Below are 22668 nucleotides of genomic sequence, written 5' to 3'. Positions count from 1 at the left end.
TCTGAAATATCAAATCGCGCAGAAGTCATTCCGCGCGATTTTTTTGGCTGAAAATTTTATTGAGGCAAATCACTACAAAACAGATGCAGAATAAAACTGTGAAATAAATCACAATACTGCGGAAATTTTATTGCTTTAGAAAGACTTTATAACAATGACGTTTACCCAATTGGTTCGTGCAGAATCCTTTCCAACCCATATTTCTTGGCAATGGCGTGATACTTTTGCGCTGTGTATTCTTCCGCTGATCTTGCTCAACAGTTATGTCTTAGACCAATTTTTTGGTGTTTCAGCTCAGGTTGCTTTGGGTGATTCGATCTTTCGCGGCATTTTATTTATTGCCGTGTGCTGGCTCTATAAAACGATGCTATATACGCACTGGCAAAAGTATAAACAGGCCTTTTGGCGTTCAAGCCTGTTGGTGGTTGTTGGTGCAGTCGCTTTACAAGTGGTGATTTCTTTTATACACGCAGTCTGTTGCCCGTTGGTGAGAGCATTGAAAAAGAATCGACCATTGATCCTAATACGATTGCGTTTTTTAGCTTGCTGATCATCAGCCTTGGGCCTTTATTTACCGCTTTGCTTGAAGATATTATTTTCCGCTATACCTTGCTGCAAAAGCTGTTTGTACAGCCGTGGCTATGGCGAGTGATTTTGGTCTTACTGAACTCAATCTTATTTGGCTTGATTCATTATCATAATTTTGATGGCGATTTGATTGCGACCATCAGTTTTATGGTTGCAGGTCTATTTCTCAACCTCATCTATTTGTGGACGAGAAATATTTGGCATGTCTTACTCATTCATTTCGTCAACAATGCAGTACTCTCTTTAGGCGGCGTGATTTTGTTGAAATTACTTCAGCCCTATGTGGGCAGTTGAAGTCAAAAATAGGGGGAGATTGTGTCCAGTTTATTTATGGTGATGCTCGGCGGACGCCATCCAAGAGCAAATATCGAAGTGCATGATGTCATTCTTGCAGTGGGTAACGCATTAGAAGAGGTTTATCCACAACTGAGAACGGCATGGTTTGGTGAGCAAAAAGGCTTACATATTGATGCTTGGGCACAGGTACATACAGTCAGCACTGAAAATCGGCATTATCGTATCCAATTTTGTGATGCCGCGCCCCGAGCTGAAGATGAAAAATTATGGCTGATTAATCTCGGGGGATATGATGCCCGCGAATTTGGTGAATTACATCGTTATGTTTTGGTGACGGGACAAAATGCCAGCGTTGCAAAACAACGGGGCAAGGCTTTTTTTGAGTCACATTGGCAAAAACAACATACCGACCGAACCCTAGATGTTGATGATTGTATTGCGATTGATCATGTCTATGGGCGCTATATCGAATTGGTTGAAACGCCGCATAGCCAGCAAAATTCATGGAAAAATGATTACATCTTAATAAATGAATAATTGTGATGATTAAGAGCTGAAATGTCAGCTTTTATATTTTTTTGTGATATTCGCCTGAAATCAGATGGATTGTCTTTTCAGGCGTTAAATAATAGGCATAATAACATTCAGGATTTAGACCTTAAACCTCAATGGAATGGCGTATATGGATTTAATACGGCCGAATGGACAGCCGCATTATGGGCGTTTTAGTGAACTTCCCAATCGCATCGATTTAAGTAAGTATGAATATAAGACACCGTATGGAAAACGACTTCAAGGTTGGCGTAAGCGTTTAAAATATAAAAAATTTAAATTTTGTTGTATTCAGCATGATCATTATACGATTGGTCTAGCGATTGCCGATATCGCGTGGGCGGGGCACGGTTTTGTCTATGTGTATGACCATATTACGAATGAAGTGTTGGAATGGAATTCGATTAATTTCCTGTCACGTAATACCGTTTTAGATGAACAACCTTTATTTAATCAAAGTCATTTTATTAAGTCTGGGATTCAACTAGACATTCAGCATGCCAATGGTGTGCGATACATTCAAATGTCGAAACATGGTGAACTCAAACTGAGTGCCCGAGTGTTTTGTGCGGGGACTGATCCGCTGAGTATGTGTAGCCCTACAGGGATTAATGGTTGGACCTATACTCAAAAACTAACGACGTTAGGCTGTGAAGGTTTCTTTATCAATAAACAAGGCAAGACCATTCAATTTCATGACCGGACATTGGTGTCTTTAGATGATACCTGTGGTTTTCTTCGTCCTGAAACCGCATGGTTTTGGCTGTCGTGTAACTTTTGGGATAGTCAAAATCGACGCGTTGGGATCAATCTTGCCTCAGGGGTAAATGAAAGCTTTGGCAATGAAAATTGCCTTTGGGTCAATGGACATCTATATGCCATGTCTGATGTGCTGTTTCAGCAACAAGGCGATAATCAATGGAATATTAGTTCATTAGACAACAGCTTAAATTTGATCGTCACCACAGGTTGGCGGCGCTATGAAAACCTGAATTTAAGATTGGTCGGTAGTCAGTTCAGTCAATGGCAGGCAAAAATTAGCGGTACAATTCAACGTGATGACGAAGAAATTGTATTCTTAAATGAATATGGTTTACTTGAGCAGCACTATGCCAAATGGTAAGTCTAAGCCTATAAAAAAGCCGCAATCGATGCGGCTTTTTTTATTCAATTTTTATTTTGCAGCTTGCCAAAACACTTCAGCTGCTTGTATCGGATCATTGGTTTCTTCATAAGTTTTTAACCAGAGATCATAATTTTGCACAATGGGATGCTGACTCGGATGGAAGTCTTTTTTAAACCAATCTCGATATGGTTTGCTCATACGGGTGAGGGTGCCATTTTTACCAAAGAACCACGGTAAGCCTTTCATATTTAATTTTAAACGTTCAGTGAAACTGAAGCCGTCATGTTTCAGCATCACATTGGCACGGTATAAGGTAAAGCCGAGCATCAATCCACTGGTCCAGACCAGAGTGAATTTCTTTAAATTTTCATCGACCTTCGCCACATCTTTCATCACATCAAAAGCCACATCGCGATGTTCCATTTCTTCTATCGCATGCCAAATAAATAATGCACGGACATAAGGATGCGCAGATTCTAAGACGGACTTTTGGCTACAGAACGTTTCAGCCATCAGCGCAGTTAAATGCTCGGCGGAAGCCGTCATGGCAATGTTGTATTCGGCAGAGCGCTGGCTCAGTTCAAATTTAAAAATTTTATTCAGACGTTTAATGAACGCATCGACAGGCATGCCTTGTTGTTTCATCAACATATTCATTTTGTCATGCGCCATACCGTGCTGCGCTTCTTGACGAATAAAGTCAGCGACACGTTGTTGTAAATCAGGGTCTTGAATTTGACTGCGGAACAGACGTACAGATTCAATAAAATAGCGCTCGCCATCAGGAAAGGTCAGGCTCAAGGCATCAAACATACGTGTTAAAAAGGGGTCTCCGCCAAACCAATAGCGCGGGATTTCTTCTAACTTAAAATTTAGCTTTGTGCGAACAATGGGTTCGACTTGATATTTGACGATAGCATTCATGATATTTTTTCTGTGCGAGTCGTGTTGATTGCAGTATGTCGGAGAAATTGCACTTTGTTTTGACAGATATTGCCAATTTTTATACATTTTACGCCATGATGAAAATATAAAATGTCAGAATTGGCAGGTCAGAAAGAGGGGCGAGATGGCTGAAATTCAGATCCCAAATGGTTACTTCCAACTATGGAATATGGTCTTAATTGAGCGTGAATTAAACTATACACAGCTTGAATGGATTGCGCCGTATGCTGCGCAAATTCAGCATGTGCTGTCTTTGCCGATCGACTCTCAATCGCCGAATTCTTTTTTTAACAGCATCATGCAACTGACTCAGCAGCATCTGGATTGCCCGCAATTGGTTTTTGAAATGGCCAAGTATATTCGTGCGGAGCATTTTGGGGTGTTAGGCTATATGGCGACACTGAGTAATAGCGTAGCAGATGCTTTGCAATATGTGATGCGGTTTAGTCGTTTGGTGATTGATGGCGCGCAAATTGTGCCGATGAATATGAGCCATCAAGATCATCAAATTATACTGTCTTGGCCACAGCATGATGATGAATATGCGTTGGTGAATGAATTGACCATGGCCTGTATGGCACATTTGGCCAAGCAAATTTTTCCAGATTCTTTAAAGTTACTCCGCATTCATTTTGCACATGTGCCGCGGATGGCACGTTATCACTATGAAAAGTTTTATGGTTGCCAAATGGAATTTTCGACCCTTAAATATTCATTTGTGATTCATGCCGATAGTTTGGATTTAAAGTCAGAACTTGCAGATCCATCGCTGATGCAATTGTTATTACGTCAAGCCGAAGAGGCGATAGCTGCTCGTTCGCAACATTCAGATCCAATTCAACAGATGCAACAATGCATAGCAGATTATCTCAAATTACAGCAGCAAGCCCCTAAAATAGAATGGTTAGCAGAGGAGTTACATCTGTCAGTCAGAACCCTGCAACGACAGTTAAAGGAGAAAGACACCTCATTTAAGCGGCTTTTGGAGCTGGAACGGATGAAACGCTGTGAATATCTACTTTCACAACAAACCCATTTGACGGATATCGCTTTACAGCTAGGTTATTCAGATCAGTCGGCTTTGGCACGTGCTTTTAAGGCATATAGCGGAGAGACATTATTAGCGCGAAAAAAAGCCTTGAGATTAGAATAAAACGTGCAGATTGCTCGTTAAGAAAAGCCTTTCAAACAACATTAAAAAAAGCGGTCAAACGACCGCTTTTCTTTAAAGCCAAACTTATGCCGCAGCTTTTAATTTTGGATACCGAAGTAAAATGGCAAGGATGGCAAAGATTGCCAAGACCCAACAGTAATACACACTACCAATCAGTTCCACAGGCGAAAGTTTTGCGATCGAACAAGCCAGTAACAGCTGTGCACCATAAGGAATGAGACCTTGGACTACGCAAGAGAAAATATCCAAGAGCGCAGCAGCACGTTTAGGGTCTACACCATATTCTTTGGCGACTTCACGTGCCATGTCACCAGATAAAATAATTGCGACAGTGTTGTTTGCCACAAATAGGTTGGAGAAAATTACCAAGAAACTGATACCAATTTCACCTGCGCATTCAGCACCAACTTTAAAGCAGCGTGTCATGCTGTAAATACGTTGAATCAGCCATTCTAAACCGCCTTCTTTTTGCATAATGGCAGAAATACCACCTAAGAAAATAGAAAGCAGGGCAACTTCAAACATGCCGGTAAAGCCCTCATAAATAGAATTATTTAAGCTTAAAAAATTAAATTCAGGTTGAATGACCAAACCAATCAAGCCAGACAGTAAGACACCAATGGTCAGTACAGCAAGCACGTGCAAACGTGAAAAGGCCAAAATAAATACGGCTAAATACGGCAAGATCAGCCACGCATTATAAGTTTTGTATTCAATCGCTTGTGAACCTTGACTCATAATTAAATAGATACAGATGCTGACGATCGATGCAGGAACAGCAATCCAGACATTGACCTTAAATTTATCGCGAAGTTGAACTTTTTGACTGTTCGTTGCAGCAATGGTGGTATCTGAAATCATCGACAGATTATCACCAAACATAGCACCACCGACCACAGCACCAATGGCATACACCACTTCAATTTCGGTGACTTGAGTAAATCCAAAGGCAATTGGCGCACAGGCTGCAATAGTGCCCATGGAGGTTCCCATCGCCGTGGCAATAAAGGCCGCAATAATAAACAGCATAGGCAGCACGAACTCAGGCGCAATTACCGATAGTCCCAATTGCACTGTTGCATCGACACTACCGATGGCACTGCTGACACTGGCAAAAGCACCAGCGAGCATAAAGACCATGAACATTAAGATCAAATTCGGGTGGCTGGCACCTTTCATAAAGGTATCAATCGCGTCATTTATCTTGCCGCGATAGAGCAAAATTGCCAATACAATCGCAGGAAGAGCAGCGACTGGCGCTTTCACTTGATAGAACGCAAACTCAGTTCCAATGATGGAATGGTAAATACCACTGCCCAAAAAAATGGTCAGAAAAACAATAAGCGGGAGCAGTGCAAATGCCCGAGCAGGCACTTTCACTTGTGAATCGGAGGACATAGGAGATAAAAAAATAAAAGTATGCGGCTAGTATAAAGCAGGTTTTGCAATTTAAGGAAAATTAAAATGTAAATGCTAAGCCTGTTATTTTTAACATTTTTTTGATGATAAAATTAAGTTAATCTAAAACCTTATAATTTTGCCAGATCCTAAAATTAGGCATCTTTGATCATTGTGAAAAAAACTGAAATATCGGTAAATGATGCTTTCGGGTTGTTCTGGAAAATTATGTTTGCATGAGAAATGCCGACTGAGGATTGTATACCCTGTTCAATGGGTAAAAAATAGCGTTACAATGCGATGTCTTGTATTTCGACAAAACCCACATCATAGTTTTGATTCATTCAAGGAAAGTATAACCCTATGTCACGTTTAGCCACTCGATTTGGAACGCTTAAATCTCAACAGCGTAAGGCCTTGGTTTCTTATGTTATGGCTGGTGACCCTCATCCACAAGTAACGGTACCTTTGTTACATCAAATGGTTGAGGCAGGTGTAGATGTGATCGAATTGGGTCTTCCATTTTCAGACCCAATGGCGGATGGTCCTGTTATTGCACTTGCTGCTGAGCGTGCGCTTGCTGCAGGAACCAATACTCTAGATGCCTTGAACATGGTGAAAGAGTTCCGTAAAAACGATACAGAAACACCAGTAGTACTGATGGGCTATTTAAACCCTGTTGAAGTAATCGGCTATGAAAAGTTTGTTGCCTATGCACATGAATGCGGTGTAGATGGCGTGCTCTTGGTGGACCTTCCACCAGAAGAAGCAAAAGATCTAGATGCAGTATTGAAAAAATACGACATGGATCAAATCTTCTTACTTGCGCCAACATCCACTGACGAACGTATTCAGCATGTGGTGAAACAAGCTAGTGGATTTATCTACTATGTTTCTTTGAAAGGTGTGACAGGTGCAGCGACTTTAGACGTTGCTGAAGCTGCGGCACGTATTCAAAAAATCAAATCGTATACTCAGGTACCTGTCGGCGTTGGCTTTGGTATCAGTGATGCAGCATCGGCGAAAGCCATGGGTGTTGCTGCGGATGCGGTGATTGTAGGTAGTGCTTTTGTTAAACAATTTGCAAACTTAGCGCCAGAACAAGCTGTAATCGAAACAGTGAATAAAGTGAAGGAGCTTCGAGCTGCGCTCGATGAGTTAGTATGAGTCAAGACGCAAAAACAGGCAAAATTCTGAGTGCATCTACGCCATGGACAGAGCGTGCGGTACCAGGTATTCATGTACCTGATGAACAGCAAGCATTAAAGGCGACATTTACTGAGCCGACGATTGAATGTCCTGAGTGTCATGCACTTGTGACTCGTACTGCAATGTCATTTAATGCCTACGTTTGTCCGCAGTGTGATGAACACTTGCGAATGAAAGCGCGTGATCGCTTGAACTGGTTCTTTGACCAAGTACAAAAAGAATTGGGTCAAGAATTTAAAGCCAAAGATCCACTGAAATTTGTTGATAGCAAAGCGTATCCAGACCGTATGTCTGAGGCGCAGAAGAAAACCGGTGAAACAGAAGCTTTAGTGGTGATGCAAGGAACGCTGAAAGGCATTCCAATGATTGCGACTGCTTTCGAATTTGATTTCATGGGCGGTTCAATGGGCACTGTAGTTGGTGACCGCTTTGTTCAAGCGGCTGAACTTGCAATTAAATCCAAACAACCACTTATTTGCTTCGCTGCCTCTGGTGGTGCGCGTATGCAAGAAGGCATGTTGTCACTCATGCAAATGGCGCGTACTTCAGCTGCCATCCAAAAAATGAAAGATGCAGGCTTGCCTTATCTAGTGGTATTGACACATCCAGTTTATGGTGGTGTGACTGCATCATTGGCAATGTTAGGCGATGTTCATCTGGCTGAGCCGAAAGCCATGATTGGTTTTGCTGGTAAGCGTGTGATTGAGCAAACTGTACGTGAAAAATTGGAAGAACCGTTCCAACGTGCAGAATACTTGCTTGATCATGGTGTAGTCGATCAAATTGTCCACCGTCATGCATTACGTGATACAGTTTATCGTATTGTAGCGAAATTGATGAACTTGCCTTGAACACAGCACCATTTGCATCTGATTCTTTAAGTACATGGCTCGATTATTGGAGCCATGTTCATGTTACGGGTATTGATTTGGGTCTGGAACGGGTGATTCCTGTTGCGGAACGACTCGGTGTAACCCAGCCTGATGCGAAAGTGCTGACGGTCGCGGGAACAAACGGTAAAGGTTCAACCACGACCACTTTGGCTGCGATTTTAAATGCCCAAGGGTATAACGTGGGGCTATACCAATCACCGCATATCTATCGATTCAATGAACGTGTAAAGCTTCAAGGTGTTGAAGTGGCCGACCAAATCCTGATTGATGCTTTTGTAGCCGTTGATCAGGCGCGTCGTGAATGTGAATTAAGTTTATCTTTTTTTGAAGCGACCACTTTGGCCGCTTTTGTTATTTTTAAACAGCAACATTGCGATGTATGGGTACTTGAAGTAGGCCTAGGTGGTCGACTTGATGTGGTCAATGTCGTCGATCCAGATGTTGCAGTGATTACCAATATTGGTTTAGACCATACCGATTGGTTGGGCGATACCATTGAAAAAATTGCTTTTGAGAAAGCAGGAATTATTCGTCCAAATATTCCCGTAATTTTTGGCGGGCAGCAAGTTTTGCCTGAAGCCATTCGTCAAAAAGCAGAAGATTGCCAAGCTGCTTTACATGTACTCAATCGTGATTATTTTTATCAGTACAGTGATGACGGACAATCTTGGATGTTTGCTTCATCAGGTACAACTTTAAAACTGCCCGTGGGTTCTTTGGCGCTCGAAAATATCTCTACGGCTGTAGCAGCAATATTGGCCAGTGGTTTAGTGGTCTCTCAGCAGTCGATCGCTCAGGGGATTATCAATGCCAAGTTACAAGGCCGTTTTGAAGTTAGAGAAATTGCAGGTAAAACGGTGATTTTCGATGCGGGACATAACCCGCATGGTGTTGAATTTTTGTTAAAGCAATTGCGAAATTTCCTCCAGTACAATAAACAATACACAGAAGTGATCAGCGTTTTCTCCATGCTGACTGATAAAGACATAAATTCTGTCGTTAACTTATTGAAAGATACGGTAAGAATGTGGAAAATTGCACAATTAAATGTGCCACGTGCGGCATCTATCACACAATTGGATAGCGCACTGCAGCATCAAGTCGTAGAACATTATGACAATGTGCAATTAGCTTTTAAGTCCGCGCTGGAAGAAACAAAGAATAATCAGCTGATTCTGGTATGTGGTTCATTTCATACCTTAGAAGCGGTATGGGAGTATCTGGAAGAATGTCAATGAATAACAAACAACGCTGGATGGGTGGTGTTGTTTTATTAGGTGGTGGTGTACTGCTGGCCGCACTTTTACTTAAAGGCAAAGAAGAAATACATCAAAATCAAAGCCAAACCCCTGAAATGGCTCAAGTTGAGCAACAAGGTCAGGGTGCGGGTAAAATGTCATCATTGACTGTTGATGTTGAAACTGAAAAGCGTTTGCTCGAAGAACAACGACGTACCCGTGAAAAATCGGTTGCGGAGCAAGAAGCACGTGCAGCAGAATTTTTAGCGATGCAACAACAAGCGGAAGCGGATGCAGCACGTAAAGCAGCAGAAGAATATGCAGCTTTAAACGCACATCGTTCAGCTCAACAAAGTTCGGATAATATTCCTCCCGAATTGGTTGAAGATGAAAAAGCCAAGCAAAAGCGTTTAGCTGAGGATAAGTTGGCGGCTCAAAAAAAGTTAGAGACTCAGTCGGCGCAGCAAAAGGCTGATCAGGCACGTATCGCAGCAGATAAACAAAAAGCCGAAGCAAAACGTAAAGCGGATGCTCAAAAAGAAGCTGAACGTAAAGCACATGCTGAAGCTGAGAAAAAAGCAGCAGATAAGAAAGCAGCCGAAGCGAAGCAACAAGCTGAAGAAAAGCGTAAAGCCGAAGAAAAACACAAGGCAGAAGAAAAGCGTAAAGCCGAAGAAAAACACAAGGCAGAAGAAAAGCGTAAAGCCGAAGCCAAGAAAAAAGCTGAAGCTGAAAAAGCACGTGATCTGTTGGAAAATGGCGATAAGCAATGGATGGTACAAGTTGCACTGGCTGCCAATGAAGCCAATGCAGATGCCGTCGCTGCAAAATTACGTGCAAAAGGCTATAAAGTGACGAAGAGTCCTACATCTAAAGGCATTCGTATTATGGTTGGCCCTTCGAAGGACCGTGATGCTGCGGACGCAACACGTAAAAAGATCAATTCAGATGCAAGTTTGAATATGAAATCGGCTTGGGTGATTGATTGGGTACCTCTCGATAAACGCTAAGTTTATTTGAGGAATGACCTTTAATAAGATGGATTCAGTAGTTGTTGCTGAATCCATTTTATATTTTCAGGGCTGAATAAACGGTCAATATTTTTCCAAATAGGGTGGAAGCCATAGCCACCTTGTTTCATTTCACGCTTTGCTTCCTCAATGGACCAATGCTGAAAAATAATTCGGTACATTGCCACACTCGCACCTGTACGGTCTGAGCCGTGGTAGCAATGGATTAACACTTTTTGCTGCTGTTGTTCAGCTTCTTTTATGGTTTTCATCACCGTCAGTAAATCTTCACGATCGATTTGCCACGTGTGTATCGGAATATGTACAAATTTAACCTTTTGCGTATCAATGACATTGTTTAAGCGTTCTGGGTCATGGTGCCGTGAACGTAAATTTATGATCACATCGATGTGCTGTTCTCGTAGAACAGGGGCGAGATCTACATCAGGTTGTTCACTGCGAAATACTGTTGGGCTGATTTGATAAAAATTATGCTGTTGATGAACGACTTTTCCCCAATGCTTAGGACGTTCATTTAACGGTAATGGATTTGATGTCATGCAACCCGTGAAGCTGAAGCTAACACTAAGGAGGATCATTGGCAGGATTTTAGCGGTCATTGCTTGTGTTCTGATAGCGAGCGAGTTCGAATGGGTCATGTGCGCAGATGAGATCGATGTCCGGATGCTGTGCTAACTGCTGAATCTTATGAAGTGTGTGCAGTCGCTGTGTATTGTCGGTGGCAAATAAACGCTCAAGCTGATTTAAGGCCCGCGAATGAAAATTTGGATTTAATTGATGCTGTGAGTAATAAGCATCGCCGCAATATAACAACCAGCGATGGTTGTTTTTAATCGCAATACCGGCATGACCCGCGGTATGTCCCAAAAGTGGGAGCATTAAAATATCCTCTTGAAAAATAGATAGACCGGCAGTGTGCTCTAAGTTAAACCATGCTTGCGTCCCGATGTTTTCGATAAAGTTCCAATAACGATGCTGTTGGAACTGCTGTGGTCGATAGCGCAGTCGTGATTTAAGGTTGTGAAGATTTTGAGTGGCGTTATATTCACTGGCTAAGACATGCACGGTCGCCTGCGGAAAATCTGATATCCCGCCAGCATGATCAAAATCTAGGTGTGACAACAAAATGTGTTGAACATCTTGAGCCCTATAGCCTAATTTTTGAATTTGATGAATCGCACTTAGTTGCGGATTAAATTTGATATGCGCTGTGCGTGAAATAAACCGACCTAAACGATTTTGTGGATGCAAATAATCTTGTAAGCCCAGTCCTGTATCGACTAAGACGAGCCCTTTATCAGTTTCAATGAGCAGGCAATGACAAACCAAATGTGCGCGAAAGCCTTTCTGTCCAAATAAAGGGGCACACGTTGGACAAAAACTACCACAATGTAAATGATGAATTTGATGAATCACGGTTTGTTATTTTCAAGTTTTTCTTAGTTATAACGGATTTGATAGGTTTAACCAATCTAATCCCTGAGAGGAATTTGTAATCAAAAAAAAAAGCTCATCCGAAGATGAGCAGGTTGGAGAATGCCAGAACGGGCTCGTAATTCGTTCTGATGGGAAAACTAAACTAACTATGGTTATGATCCATCGTTGGCTCAGGTGATGCGCTTAAAAATAGTTAAAGTTGTACCTTCGTTAGTCACTCGCCGCAGAGCTTCTTATCTTGCGCTCGGACAGCGCAATGCTCCGTTTTATCCTCACTTAGGTTGAGGCGTTAAACGAAGGTAAGGCGTAACTGCGTTATACCCTTGAGGAAAGCGTTGTTTGATTTCCGCTTCATCTTTTAATGACGGCACAATCACCACATCTTCACCTTGTTGCCAGTTGGCCGGTGTTGCAACTTTATGGTTGTCTGTCAGTTGTAAAGAGTCAATGACACGTAAAATTTCATGGAAATTACGCCCTGTAGATGCAGGATAAGTAATGATTAAACGGACTTTTTTATTTGGATCGATGATCACCAAAGAGCGAACAGTTAATGTTTCGCTGGCATTGGGGTGAATGAAATCATAAAGGGTAGACACTTTACGGTCTTTGTCTGCAATGATCGGGAAGTTCACCGTGGTATTTTGAGTATTATTAATGTCGTTAATCCAGCCATGATGCGATTCAACATCATCAACAGATAGGGCAATGGCCTTGACACCACGTTTGCTAAATTCATCTTTTAGTTTTGCGGTAAATCCAAGTTCTGTGGTGCAAACTGGGGTGTAATCGGCAGGATGCGAAAATAAAATGCCCCAACTGTCACCTAAAAAGTCATAAAAATGAATGCTGCCTTCGCTTGAGTCTTGAGTAAAGTCTGGTGCAGTGTCACCTAAACGAATCGTCATGGAATGTCCCCGTATTTATTGAATTTGTTTAACTTGAAAATAAATATGAAGGATTTTTTTTATGATTAAAAATAGTGTTTTTTCATTTCTTTATGAATATATTTCATATAAAACAGTTTTATTGGGGGATAAATGCGAAATATCTCACGACAGAGTCACTATGTTGTCTGCAGAAAATTTGTTACATTAGCTTGCCTTAAGTCTCCGGGGCTAGAACCCGAGCGCAGAATATTTAAGGGGATTTTTGTGCAAAACCCTTGTACTTCGAATTTCTAGCACCATAATAACGACTAAGAAAATATATTCATTTGACAAGCAAGATTTAGAGAGTCTATTCATGTTGGCAAGTCTGATCGGAGGAATCTTCGGTACCAAAAATGAGCGCGAACTCAAACGCATGCGTAAAATCGTAGAGAAGATAAATGCGCTCGAGCCGACGATATCTGTTCTAAGCGATGCAGACTTATCTGCAAAAACTGAAGAATTCAAAGAACGTTATAACAAAGGCGACAGCCTTGATAAATTATTACCTGAAGCATTTGCTGTTTGTCGTGAAGCTGCAAAGCGTGTCATGGGCATGCGTCATTATGACGTACAGCTGATTGGTGGTATTACCTTACATGAAGGTAAGATCGCAGAGATGCGTACCGGTGAAGGTAAAACCCTCATGGGAACGCTTGCTTGTTACCTCAATGCGATTAGTGGTGAAGGTGTTCACGTGATTACGGTGAACGACTATCTGGCGCAGCGTGATGCCGAGTTAAATCGCCCATTATTCGAATTTTTAGGTTTAAGCATTGGGATCATTTACTCAATGCAAGACCCAACTGAAAAAGCTCAAGCGTATCGTGCTGACATTACTTACGGTACCAACAACGAATTCGGTTTCGACTACTTGCGTGACAACATGGTGTTTTCTGCGGCTGAGAAAAAACAGCGCAGCTTAACCTATGCCATCATCGATGAGGTCGATTCGATCCTGATTGATGAAGCACGTACACCGTTGATCATTTCTGGTCAATCAGAAGACTCTTCTCAGTTGTATGCCGCAATTAACAGCATCCCACCAAAACTTCATGCGCAAAAAGAAGAGAAGGTGCCAGATGGCGGTCACTTCTGGATTGATGAAAAACAGCGTTCTGTAGAAATGACCGAAGTCGGTTATGAAACCGTTGAAGCTGAATTGATTCAAATGGGCTTGCTTGCTGAAGGTGAAAGTCTATATTCATCTGCAAACTTGAACTTGGTACACCATGTTTCTGCGGCCATTCGTGCGCATTACCTATACCAACGCAACGTGCATTACATCATCAATGATGGTGAAGTGATTATTGTCGATGAAAACACCGGTCGTACCATGCCGGGTCGTCGTTGGTCTGAAGGTTTGCATCAAGCAGTAGAAGCAAAAGAAGGTTTGGAAATTCAACCTGAAAACCAAACTTTGGCAACCACCACATTCCAGAACTATTTCCGTCTTTATAAGAAATTATCAGGGATGACGGGTACTGCAGATACTGAAGCTGCAGAAATGAAAGAAATTTATGGCTTGGATGTTGTACTGATTCCAACCCATCGCCCGATGATTCGTAATGACCAAAATGATTTAATCTATTTAAACCGTGAAGGTAAATACAACGCCATCATTCAAGAAATTCAACGTGTTCATGAAGCAGGTGTTGCACCGATTCTGATTGGTACAGCAACCATTGAAGCCTCTGAAATTTTATCAGATAAGCTGAAAGAAGCTGGCATTCAACATGAAGTGCTCAATGCGAAACAACATGAGCGTGAAGCGGATATTATTGCGCAAGCGGGTTCACCGCGTGCAGTGACGATTGCTACCAACATGGCCGGTCGTGGTACCGATATTCTGTTGGGTGGTAACTGGAAAGCCTTACTGGCGAAGATTGAAGAGCCAACGGCAGCAGATGAAGCGCGTTTAAAAGCTGAGTGGGAACAAAATCATGACATGGTGTTGAACTCTGGTGGTTTACACATCATTGGTTCAGAACGTCATGAATCTCGTCGTATTGATAACCAGTTACGTGGTCGTGCGGGTCGTCAAGGTGACCCAGGTGTATCACGTTTCTACTTGTCGCTTGAAGATGACTTGATGCGTATCTTTGCTGGTGATCGCGTGGTTGCGATGATGCGTGCCATGGGTCTGAAAGAAGATGAAGCCATTGAACATAAAATGGTGTCACGCTCGATTGAAAATGCACAACGTAAAGTTGAAGCACGTAACTTCGATATTCGTAAAAATCTATTGAAATACGATGACGTAAACAACGAGCAACGTAAGATTATTTATTCTCAACGTGATGAAATTCTTGAAGAAGCATCATTGCAAGATTACATCGAAACAATGATTCACGATGTGACTAAAGGCATGATCGAAGTATATATTCCACCTGAGTCTATTCACGATCAGTGGGATATAGAAGGTCTTGAAAAGGCGCTACGTGAAGATCTATCGATTGAACTGCCAATTTCGCAGTGGTTAGAGCAAGATCGTCGTTTGGATGAAGAAGCTTTGGTTGAACGTATTACTGATGAAGTTCTTCAGCACTACCGTTCACGTCGTACGCAAATGGGTGACGAAACGGCTGCAATGCTCGAACGTCACTTTATGTTGAATTCATTGGACCGCCATTGGAAAGAGCATTTGGCAGCAATGGATTACTTACGTCAGGGGATTCATTTACGTGGTTATGCGCAGAAAAATCCTGAGCAAGAATACAAAAAAGAAGCCTTTAACTTATTTGTAAACATGCTTGCTGTGATTAAGTCCGATGTCGTGACAGATTTATCTCGTATTCATGTGCCTACAGCTGAAGAACTTGCAGAAATGGAAGCTCAAAAACAGGCTCAAGCTGAATCAATGAATCTTCAATTGTCACACAACGACTTTGATAATTTGTTGGCTGAAGCCAATGGTAATGATGTTATCGATGCGCAATACACACCTGCAGAGCAAGTGATTGTTCCGCCAGAAAGTCGTAACTCACCGTGCCCATGTGGTTCAGGTCTAAAATATAAACAATGTCACGGTAAAATTTAAACAGCATTGTTTAATTTCAAATAAATCAGAGCCATCGCGCTCTGATTTTTTATTTACTCAGCTGATCTGACCTGAATAGTATTTGCAGTGCAGCGGATTAAATGTTATTTAGTTTCTATCAATAACCGTAAGACGGAAAAGACAATGAAAAAAGTACTAAAACCGTTCATGATTGCTGCTTTGGCTTTGCCAACTTTTGCCTTTGCAAACGCTCCTCAGACGACTTCTTTAGAGAAAGTTCAACAAGCAGTTGGTCCAACAACAACTCAAGTACAGGTTGGTACTGACGGTCAAGTGACTGTAGCAAGCCCGCGTACGGGTATTCGTTATACCTTTGCCAATCCAAATCGTCCGATCGTATTGCAAACTGCGAAAATTGCAGCAGCCAATGCGGCGAATGCTGACCGTATTGTGGCTGAAAACCCAGCACTTTCAGCTGCGAGTCAACAAAAAGCGAAACAAGTGCTTCTTGATGAAGCAACTCAGCTGGCGCGTAACTAATTTACGACGAACAGCGATAAAGACCAGTCGAAAGGCTGGTTTTTTTATGTGCAAAAGAAATCCACAATAAAATTACAGCAAAACCGTGCTTCTGCTCGATTTTTTATAGATTTTGCACTAAGCTGTATTTTTTATAACTCATATAGTTGGACGTTGAAAAATGGCAGTTGGTGACGTATCTATGCCACAGATGCATGTGGTGAAAGGTGTAAAAATCGGTTCGGCTGAAGCATATGTGCGCTATCAGAACCGACGTGACCTTGTCATTTTTGAATTTGCTGAAGGTTCTAATGTTGCAGGCGTTTTTACTCAAAATGCATTTTGTGCAGCACCGGTCCATATTTCGAAAGCGCACTTATTAGCAGGTAATCCACGTTATTTGGTGATTAACACCGGAAATGCCAATGCAGGTACTGGCAAAATCGGCATGGCAAATGCTGAAGCGACATGTGTGAAACTGGCAGAACTGGCTGGTGTTCAAAATACAGAAGTCCTTCCTTTTTCAACGGGTGTAATTGGCGAGCAATTACCTATTGATCGTTTGGTTCAAGGCTTGCAACCGGCATTAGACAGTTTGCAAGAAGACGCTTGGTTGGAAGCGGCAACGGGCATTATGACCACAGATACCACACCTAAAGGTGCATCTGAACAATTTGAGTTAGATGGCGTCCTGTATACCATGACAGGTATTTCTAAAGGCGCAGGCATGATTCGTCCAAATATGGCGACCATGTTGAGTTATGTGGCGACTGATGCACCCATTAGCCGTGAGCTGGTGCAACAGCTTTTGAAAACTACAGTTAACCTGTCGTTTAACCGTATTACGGTGGATGGTGATACCTCAACGAATGACTCATGTATTTTGATTGCAACGGGCCAAGCTGGTGGCGTAGAAATTACTTCAGAATCAGATTCACGTTATGCTGCTGTTTTAGACGTGTTAACACGTGTAATGAAACGTCTTGCACAGCTCATTGTCCGTGATGGTGAAGGTGCGACGAAGTTTATTACTGTGGCGGTAGAAGGCGGCGCAGATACTCAAGAATGTTGTGATATTGCTTATAGCATTGCACATTCACCGTTGGTTAAAACTGCAATCTTCGCATCAGATCCAAACTGGGGCCGTATTTTGGCAGCGATTGGTTATGCAGGTGTGCCAAACTTAGATGTTGAAAAAATTCAGGTCTGGTTAGGTGATGTTCAAATCTGTAAAGACGGTGGTGCCGCAGCAGATTATACCGAAGCAGCAGGGGCTGCAGAGATGGAGAAATCTGAGATCACGATCCGTGTAGATTTAGGACGTGGCAGTGCGCGAGATACTGTGTATACCTGTGATCTGTCGTATGACTATGTCAAGATTAACGCAGATTACCGTTCATAAGATATTTGATGTTTTTGAAAAGCCTCCGTTGTGAGGCTTTTTTATAAGTGGAACTTTTTAATGACCGGTAAAAAATAGCCAAGTGCCATATTTATGGGTCAGTTGTGAAGCACCTGTGTAGTAGCAGGCATTAAGGATAGAGAAGACGTTGTGATGAATAATGCAAACAACTTAATTGCAAATGAAGCAAAATCAATTGTACAAGCGCATTTGGATCGTTTGGGTGATGTTAAAGAGCATCACTTAACGGAAGCTGCAAAGCTTGAAAAGTTTGAATTAATTAAAGCGGAACTCAAAAAGCGTAACGCTGTCCTTGTTGCACACTATTACTGCGATCCTGAAGTGCAGGAACTAGCAGAACTGACCGGTGGATGCGTTTCGGATTCACTTGAAATGGCACGTTTTGGTCGGGATCATGAAGCAACGACGTTGGTAGTTGCAGGGGTGAAATTCATGGGGGAGACCTCGAAGATTTTATCTCCTGAAAAAACCGTACTGATGCCAACCCTAGAAGCAACATGCTCACTTGATTTGGGCTGTCCGGTCGATGAATTTACCAAATTTTGCGATGCACATCCGGACCATACGGTTGTGGTATATGCCAATACCTCGGCGGCAGTGAAAGCGCGTGCAGATTGGGTGGTAACCTCGAGCTGTGCTGTTGAAATTGTTGAGCATTTAGATAGTTTAGGTGAAAAAATTATTTGGGCACCCGATCAGCATCTCGGTCGTTATATTCAAAAGAAAACTGGTGCAGACATGTTGCTATGGGATGGGGCATGTATTGTTCATGAAGAATTCCGTGCGCGTGGTATTGCCAATATGAAAGCGCTGTATCCAGATGCAGCAGTTTTGGTACATCCGGAATCACCTGAATCTGTAGTGGATATTGCAGATGCCGTCGGTAGCACTTCACAATTGATCAAGGCTGCACAAAGCTTGCCACACGAACGTTTAATCGTGGCAACAGATCGCGGTATTTTTTATAAAATGCAGCAAGCTGTACCGAATAAAATTCTCATCGAAGCGCCGACGGCAGGTGAGGGAGCGACATGTCGTTCATGTGCGCATTGCCCTTGGATGGCGATGAATGAATTGGATGGCATTCTGGAAGTTTTACAAAAAGGTGATCAGGAAATTTTTGTAGATCCGGCATTGGCTGAGCGTGCTAAATTGCCTTTAGATCGGATGTTGAATTTCAGTGCCAGTTTAAAACGTTAATTTTTGCTTGAAAAATGATTAAAGTGCTTGATAAATAATCGCTTGAAATGATTTTTTATGTTTTTTTGAAGATAGGTGTTGACGTTAATCAACGTCACGCCTAGAATGCACACCGTACCGCATGATATGCGATACAGCGAAAGCTGAGATGAAACGGAGCATAGCACAGCCTGGTAGTGCACCTGGTTTGGGACCAGGGGGTCGTAGGTTCGAATCCTACTGCTCCGACCAATTTCTCAAGGCAAAAATCGCGTGATAGTCTATGTCATCGGTAATGCGCCTGTAGCTCAGTTGGATAGAGCATCCGCCTTCTAAGCGGATGGTCACAGGTTCGAATCCTGTCAGGCGCGCCATTTTAATGGTGTTCTGATACTAGAATCTGAAACTTGTTGTGATGGTGGATGTAGCTCAGTTGGTAGAGCCCCGGATTGTGATTCCGGTTGTCGTGGGTTCGAATCCCATCATTCACCCCAATTCGGAGCATAGCACAGCCTGGTAGTGCACCTGGTTTGGGACCAGGGGGTCGTAGGTTCGAATCCTACTGCTCCGACCATTTTCTTAAAGAAAACGGTCGATAAAAGATACCGCATACAGCGGTTTTTTTATGCCTGTAATTTAAAATGCGTTATATTGGTTATTCACAAGCAAGAACATGATGGTGGATGTAGCTCAGTTGGTAGAGCCCCGGATTGTGATTCCGGTTGTCGTGGGTTCGAATCCCATCATTCACCCCAATTTTTAAAGTTGAAAGCGGAGCATAGCACAGCCTGGTAGTGCACCTGGTTTGGGACCAGGGGGTCGTAGGTTCGAATCCTACTGCTCCGACCATTTATCTCAAAAGCAATACTGTAAAAAAAGATGCCGCATTTAGCGGTTTTTTTATGCCTAAAATTTATAAACACAATAAAAAAGCCACCTTATGGTGGCTTTTTTATATTTCACTATTTAGGGAATGATCGTGACATTTACACGACGGTTTATGGCACGATTTGTTTCGGTGTCATTAGAGACCATCGGCTGTTCAGCCCCACGGCCAATAATTTGAATATTTGAACTGTTATAACCTTGCTTTAAAAAGACGTTTGCGACGCTTTGCGCACGTTTTTCTGACAGTTGTTGGTTGTAATTGGCTTGTCCAACATTATCCGTATGACCAATAAACTTAATTTTGTTTAGGTCATATTTAATCAGTTGAGTGGCAAGTGTATTTAACTTGCCTTGTTGGTGGGGTTGAATTTGATAATCATCAAAGCCAAATAAAAGTCGTTCTGGTAGGGCAAGTGTCCAACCATCATTGGTCAAGACAAAACCTTCTTTTTTAAGCATGCGTGCTTGTTTGTAGCTTAAGTTACCTAAACTCATGCAGGCTGTCATAGTGGCCGTGAATGCAAGTATAAATAAAACTTTAAATGCGTTCTTTAACATAACAAATCCTATGAGTTGGGGCGTTGTGGTGCAATGCACCAATGATTATTCGAAAGTTTAGCATCATACATAGCGCGATCCGCATCTGCGATTAGATCTTCTGGCGATTTCGCATTTTGGATCAGTGCCACACCAATATTAGCTTGTAATGCAATATTATGTTGCTCATAAACAAATGTGGAACCATAGCATTCATGTATTTTGTGACAAAAGACTTCGAGTTCTGTCAGGAAATTTAAACGATTGATAATAATTGCAAATTCATCACCACCGAGTCGCGCAACGAAAGCATCATCTGGCAGTGCTTGTTTTAAACAATGTGATGAGGCGCGCAGTACTGCATCCCCAGCTAAGTGACCATATTGGTCATTCACATGTTTAAAGTTTTCAATATCGACAAAGAACACGGCAGCGTTCGCTTGTAAGTCAAATAGCTCAAACAGCTTTTCATAAAAATAATTGCGATTTGGTAATTGGGTTAATGCATCATGACGTGCTAGATGAATTAGCTTGTCATTTTCTGAAATTAAGTTTTTATTTGACTGATCAATTTCACTAAGTAAACCATTAAAGGCGGTGCTGAGTGCGTGTAATTCTTGAATATCAGAGTTTGAAACCCGCATTTTATAATCTTTCTTAATACTAATGGTTTGAGCTGATTCAACAATAGAGCGAACGGATTGCATTAAGTATTGATAAACAGAGTTCACCGACCAAAACACAGTAGCCAATAAAAGAATAAAACCTAAAAATAAACCCAGCAAAATTTTATGGAAGAAACTAACTAAATCTGACGAGTTTCCATATACGACCAGTTCGCCATAACTTTTCTGATCATGATGAATATCTAAACGAATCGGTTGGCTAAAAAAGAAATAATCTAAAATCGCTTGGCTAGAAAATGTTGAAATTTCTTGTTGCTCAGCATGAGCAAGCGACGCATTTTGAAGGTTGGTAATTTCTATCGATCGAATGGGATACAGTTGAGTGTATTCATTTAAAATTTGACGCATCGTTGTTTGGTCATTAAACACCACAGCCGGTTGAACACGTTCGTTAATCGCATTTGATAAAATCGTTAAGCTGTTTTTTGCATAGGTATGCATGGTATAGGTGGAAATCACCAAAAAAATCGCAGAACAAATCGTAAATGTTAAAGCAAAGATGGTGAGCTGCGAACGCGTAAATAATTGGTGTAATGTAATTGGGTTATAGAGTTGTTTCATTCAGCTGACTCCGATGACTTCGCCAGTAATAAAACGCGTGGATCAATATGTATTTGTGACTGCGTTAGACTTTCCATATTAATTTTAAACGAATAACTCTGATTTTTTTTATACAAACAGAATGCACTGCCGGACTCACACTCACTATTGTTACTGCTTAGAGAGAGGGCGGGGAAATTGACATGGCTGTTTAAAATGTTTTGTTCTTCTTTTGCTGTTAGGTTGGAAAAAAATAAAACTTGGCAATGACTGGATTTGATGTCATTCACATTGATGGCTGTAATTTTATAAGTGCTGTGGGTTGGCGCAAGTTTTTTAAAATCATTGACTAAACTTGAATTATTAATCACGCAAAATTTGGGTGAAGTGGTTTCCCACTTGGCATAACTCAAAATAGAGAAAGTGGTTGTGAAAATATTTGCTGTGGGAGCTGCATATAATAAGGGTGAAATGGAGCACGCCATTATTAAATAGGCAGTTTTTTTTAAAACAACCATACGAAATCAAAAATGTCTTAAATTAAATGGAATGAAAATTGGGTGCATATACGTTTTATTATGTGAAATAGGGCGTATATAGCCCAATAATAATACAAAAGAATGTTTATGTGTTTAAAAAAGCGACATGCGTAAAATAAATCATAAAAAGGGTGTTGCAACGAATGTGAAATGCTGTAGAATGCACATCCATCGGCGGTGATGAAGATTAAAACTTCTGATAAAACAATGACTTGGTTGAATTGATTAAGTTGGGTTTTAGAAAAAAGTTTAAAAATAATTTGAATTACCGGTTGACTCTTTAGAAATAAAGAGTAATATAGCCGACCTAGCTTGCTGGTGACGAACCAACAAGAAGATCATTAAAAGATTATGAAGAACAACTTGTGTGGATTTTTACTGATTGATCGATCGAAATTATTTTCATTGATTAATGGTAGAAATTACTCGAAGTTTATTTGAGCAAATTTTTGTCAGTAATTGATGAGCCAAGATTGGTACCCTTTAAGGTACTATTGATTTTAAACTGAAGAGTTTGATCATGGCTCAGATTGAACGCT

Annotated in this window: 19 protein-coding genes, 6 tRNA genes and 1 pseudogene; 18 read left to right on the top strand and 8 right to left on the bottom strand. The window is 41.5% G+C overall.

Features of this window, described 5'->3' with window-relative positions:
- Positions 1–154: 154 nt before the first annotated feature.
- From FTU79_RS16685 to FTU79_RS10555, 3 genes and pseudogenes are all read left to right on the top strand, one after another.
- Positions 155–882 (top strand): annotated as a pseudogene (locus FTU79_RS16685) (CPBP family intramembrane glutamic endopeptidase).
- A 21-nt stretch (positions 883–903) separates the two neighbouring features.
- Complete coding sequence (locus tag FTU79_RS10560; protein WP_078194137.1) at positions 904–1422, top strand: DUF1543 domain-containing protein; 519 nt, start codon at positions 904–906, stop codon at positions 1420–1422.
- Positions 1423–1567: 145 nt separating this feature from the next.
- Complete coding sequence (locus FTU79_RS10555; RefSeq protein WP_180049953.1) at positions 1568–2560, top strand: DUF2804 domain-containing protein; 993 nt, start codon at positions 1568–1570, stop codon at positions 2558–2560.
- A gap of 51 nt (positions 2561–2611) precedes the next feature.
- Here FTU79_RS10555 and FTU79_RS10550 read toward each other — a convergent pair whose 3' ends face one another.
- On the bottom strand, positions 2612–3487 hold the full coding sequence (locus tag FTU79_RS10550; RefSeq protein ID WP_180009066.1) for a metal-dependent hydrolase: 876 nt from the start codon (positions 3485–3487) through the stop codon (positions 2612–2614).
- A gap of 145 nt (positions 3488–3632) precedes the next feature.
- Between FTU79_RS10550 and FTU79_RS10545 the strand changes: the two genes are divergently transcribed.
- Positions 3633–4661, top strand: a complete 1029-nt coding sequence (locus FTU79_RS10545) for an AraC family transcriptional regulator (protein ID WP_168378775.1) — start codon at positions 3633–3635, stop codon at positions 4659–4661.
- Positions 4662–4745: 84 nt separating this feature from the next.
- On the opposite strand, the gene FTU79_RS10540 is transcribed toward FTU79_RS10545, so the two are convergent.
- On the bottom strand, positions 4746–6080 hold the full coding sequence (locus FTU79_RS10540) for a Na+/H+ antiporter NhaC family protein (protein WP_180049951.1): 1335 nt from the start codon (positions 6078–6080) through the stop codon (positions 4746–4748).
- A 363-nt stretch (positions 6081–6443) separates the two neighbouring features.
- Here FTU79_RS10540 and trpA point away from each other — a divergent pair, with 363 nt between their 5' ends.
- From trpA to FTU79_RS10520, 4 genes are read left to right on the top strand one after another with little or no spacing between them, the layout of a single operon-like run.
- On the top strand, positions 6444–7247 hold the full coding sequence (trpA, locus tag FTU79_RS10535) for a tryptophan synthase subunit alpha (protein WP_078191221.1): 804 nt from the start codon (positions 6444–6446) through the stop codon (positions 7245–7247).
- Positions 7244–8140: an acetyl-CoA carboxylase, carboxyltransferase subunit beta gene (gene accD, locus FTU79_RS10530; RefSeq protein WP_111885388.1), complete on the top strand. Its 897-nt coding sequence runs from the start codon at positions 7244–7246 to the stop codon at positions 8138–8140. Before trpA ends, accD begins: the two co-directional genes overlap by 4 nt.
- A complete protein-coding gene (folC, locus tag FTU79_RS10525; RefSeq protein ID WP_180049949.1) occupies positions 8137–9420 on the top strand; it encodes a bifunctional tetrahydrofolate synthase/dihydrofolate synthase in 1284 nt (427 codons plus the stop codon). The genes accD and folC overlap by 4 nt, the downstream gene beginning before the upstream one ends.
- On the top strand, positions 9411–10430 hold the full coding sequence (locus FTU79_RS10520) for an SPOR domain-containing protein (protein ID WP_373683938.1): 1020 nt from the start codon (positions 9411–9413) through the stop codon (positions 10428–10430). Before folC ends, FTU79_RS10520 begins: the two co-directional genes overlap by 10 nt.
- A 20-nt stretch (positions 10431–10450) precedes the next feature.
- Here FTU79_RS10520 and FTU79_RS10515 read toward each other — a convergent pair whose 3' ends face one another.
- The 3 genes from FTU79_RS10515 to FTU79_RS10505 all read right to left on the bottom strand — a co-directional run bounded on the left by FTU79_RS10515 (position 10451) and on the right by FTU79_RS10505 (position 12796).
- The gene (locus FTU79_RS10515; RefSeq protein ID WP_373683584.1) at positions 10451–10990 is read right to left on the bottom strand and encodes a dual specificity protein phosphatase family protein; all 540 of its coding nucleotides are present in this window, start codon (positions 10988–10990) and stop codon (positions 10451–10453) included.
- Between the two features lie 49 nt (positions 10991–11039).
- Positions 11040–11867 carry an MBL fold metallo-hydrolase gene (locus FTU79_RS10510; protein WP_180049944.1) on the bottom strand — a complete coding sequence of 276 codons (828 nt, stop codon included), beginning with the start codon at positions 11865–11867 and terminating at the stop codon, positions 11040–11042.
- Positions 11868–12160: 293 nt separating this feature from the next.
- The gene (locus FTU79_RS10505; protein WP_111885391.1) at positions 12161–12796 is read right to left on the bottom strand and encodes a peroxiredoxin; all 636 of its coding nucleotides are present in this window, start codon (positions 12794–12796) and stop codon (positions 12161–12163) included.
- Between the two features lie 337 nt (positions 12797–13133).
- Here FTU79_RS10505 and secA point away from each other — a divergent pair, with 337 nt between their 5' ends.
- The 10 genes from secA (at position 13134) to FTU79_RS10455 (ending at position 19788) form a co-directional block, all read left to right on the top strand.
- Positions 13134–15857 carry a preprotein translocase subunit SecA gene (gene secA / locus FTU79_RS10500; RefSeq protein WP_180049942.1) on the top strand — a complete coding sequence of 908 codons (2724 nt, stop codon included), beginning with the start codon at positions 13134–13136 and terminating at the stop codon, positions 15855–15857.
- Between the two features lie 144 nt (positions 15858–16001).
- Positions 16002–16358 carry a hypothetical protein gene (locus FTU79_RS10495; protein ID WP_078194125.1) on the top strand — a complete coding sequence of 119 codons (357 nt, stop codon included), beginning with the start codon at positions 16002–16004 and terminating at the stop codon, positions 16356–16358.
- 160 nt (positions 16359–16518) lie between these two features.
- Entirely contained in the window at positions 16519–17739 is a 1221-nt protein-coding gene (gene argJ, locus FTU79_RS10490; protein WP_180049931.1) for a bifunctional glutamate N-acetyltransferase/amino-acid acetyltransferase ArgJ, read from the top strand.
- Between the two features lie 153 nt (positions 17740–17892).
- Complete coding sequence (nadA, locus tag FTU79_RS10485; protein WP_180049929.1) at positions 17893–18960, top strand: quinolinate synthase NadA; 1068 nt, start codon at positions 17893–17895, stop codon at positions 18958–18960.
- A gap of 154 nt (positions 18961–19114) precedes the next feature.
- A tRNA-Pro gene (locus tag FTU79_RS10480) sits at positions 19115–19191 on the top strand.
- 45 nt (positions 19192–19236) lie between these two features.
- Positions 19237–19313, top strand: a tRNA-Arg gene (locus tag FTU79_RS10475).
- Between the two features lie 44 nt (positions 19314–19357).
- Positions 19358–19433, top strand: a tRNA-His gene (locus FTU79_RS10470).
- 3 nt (positions 19434–19436) lie between these two features.
- A tRNA-Pro gene (locus tag FTU79_RS10465) sits at positions 19437–19513 on the top strand.
- A 105-nt stretch (positions 19514–19618) separates the two neighbouring features.
- Positions 19619–19694 (top strand) — tRNA-His (locus FTU79_RS10460).
- Positions 19695–19711: 17 nt separating this feature from the next.
- Positions 19712–19788, top strand: a tRNA-Pro gene (locus FTU79_RS10455).
- A gap of 117 nt (positions 19789–19905) precedes the next feature.
- On the opposite strand, the gene FTU79_RS10450 is transcribed toward FTU79_RS10455, so the two are convergent.
- From FTU79_RS10450 to FTU79_RS10440, 3 genes are read right to left on the bottom strand one after another with little or no spacing between them, the layout of a single operon-like run.
- Positions 19906–20385, bottom strand: coding sequence for an OmpA family protein (locus tag FTU79_RS10450; RefSeq protein WP_078191210.1), 480 nt, complete (start codon positions 20383–20385; stop codon positions 19906–19908).
- An 8-nt stretch (positions 20386–20393) separates the two neighbouring features.
- Positions 20394–21611 (bottom strand): diguanylate cyclase domain-containing protein, encoded by a 1218-nt coding sequence (locus tag FTU79_RS10445; protein ID WP_180049927.1) that lies wholly within the window; start codon positions 21609–21611, stop codon positions 20394–20396.
- Positions 21608–22108, bottom strand: a complete 501-nt coding sequence (locus FTU79_RS10440) for a YfiR family protein (protein ID WP_180049915.1) — start codon at positions 22106–22108, stop codon at positions 21608–21610. Before FTU79_RS10440 ends, FTU79_RS10445 begins: the two co-directional genes overlap by 4 nt.
- Positions 22109–22668 lie beyond the last annotated feature (560 nt).

This window comes from Acinetobacter sp. YH12144 (assembly GCF_013418345.1).
GTDB classification, from domain to species: Bacteria; Pseudomonadota; Gammaproteobacteria; order Pseudomonadales; family Moraxellaceae; genus Acinetobacter; species Acinetobacter amyesii.
The sequence above is the reverse complement of the archived record's forward strand: the minus strand, read 5'-3'. Positions and strand labels throughout refer to the sequence as shown.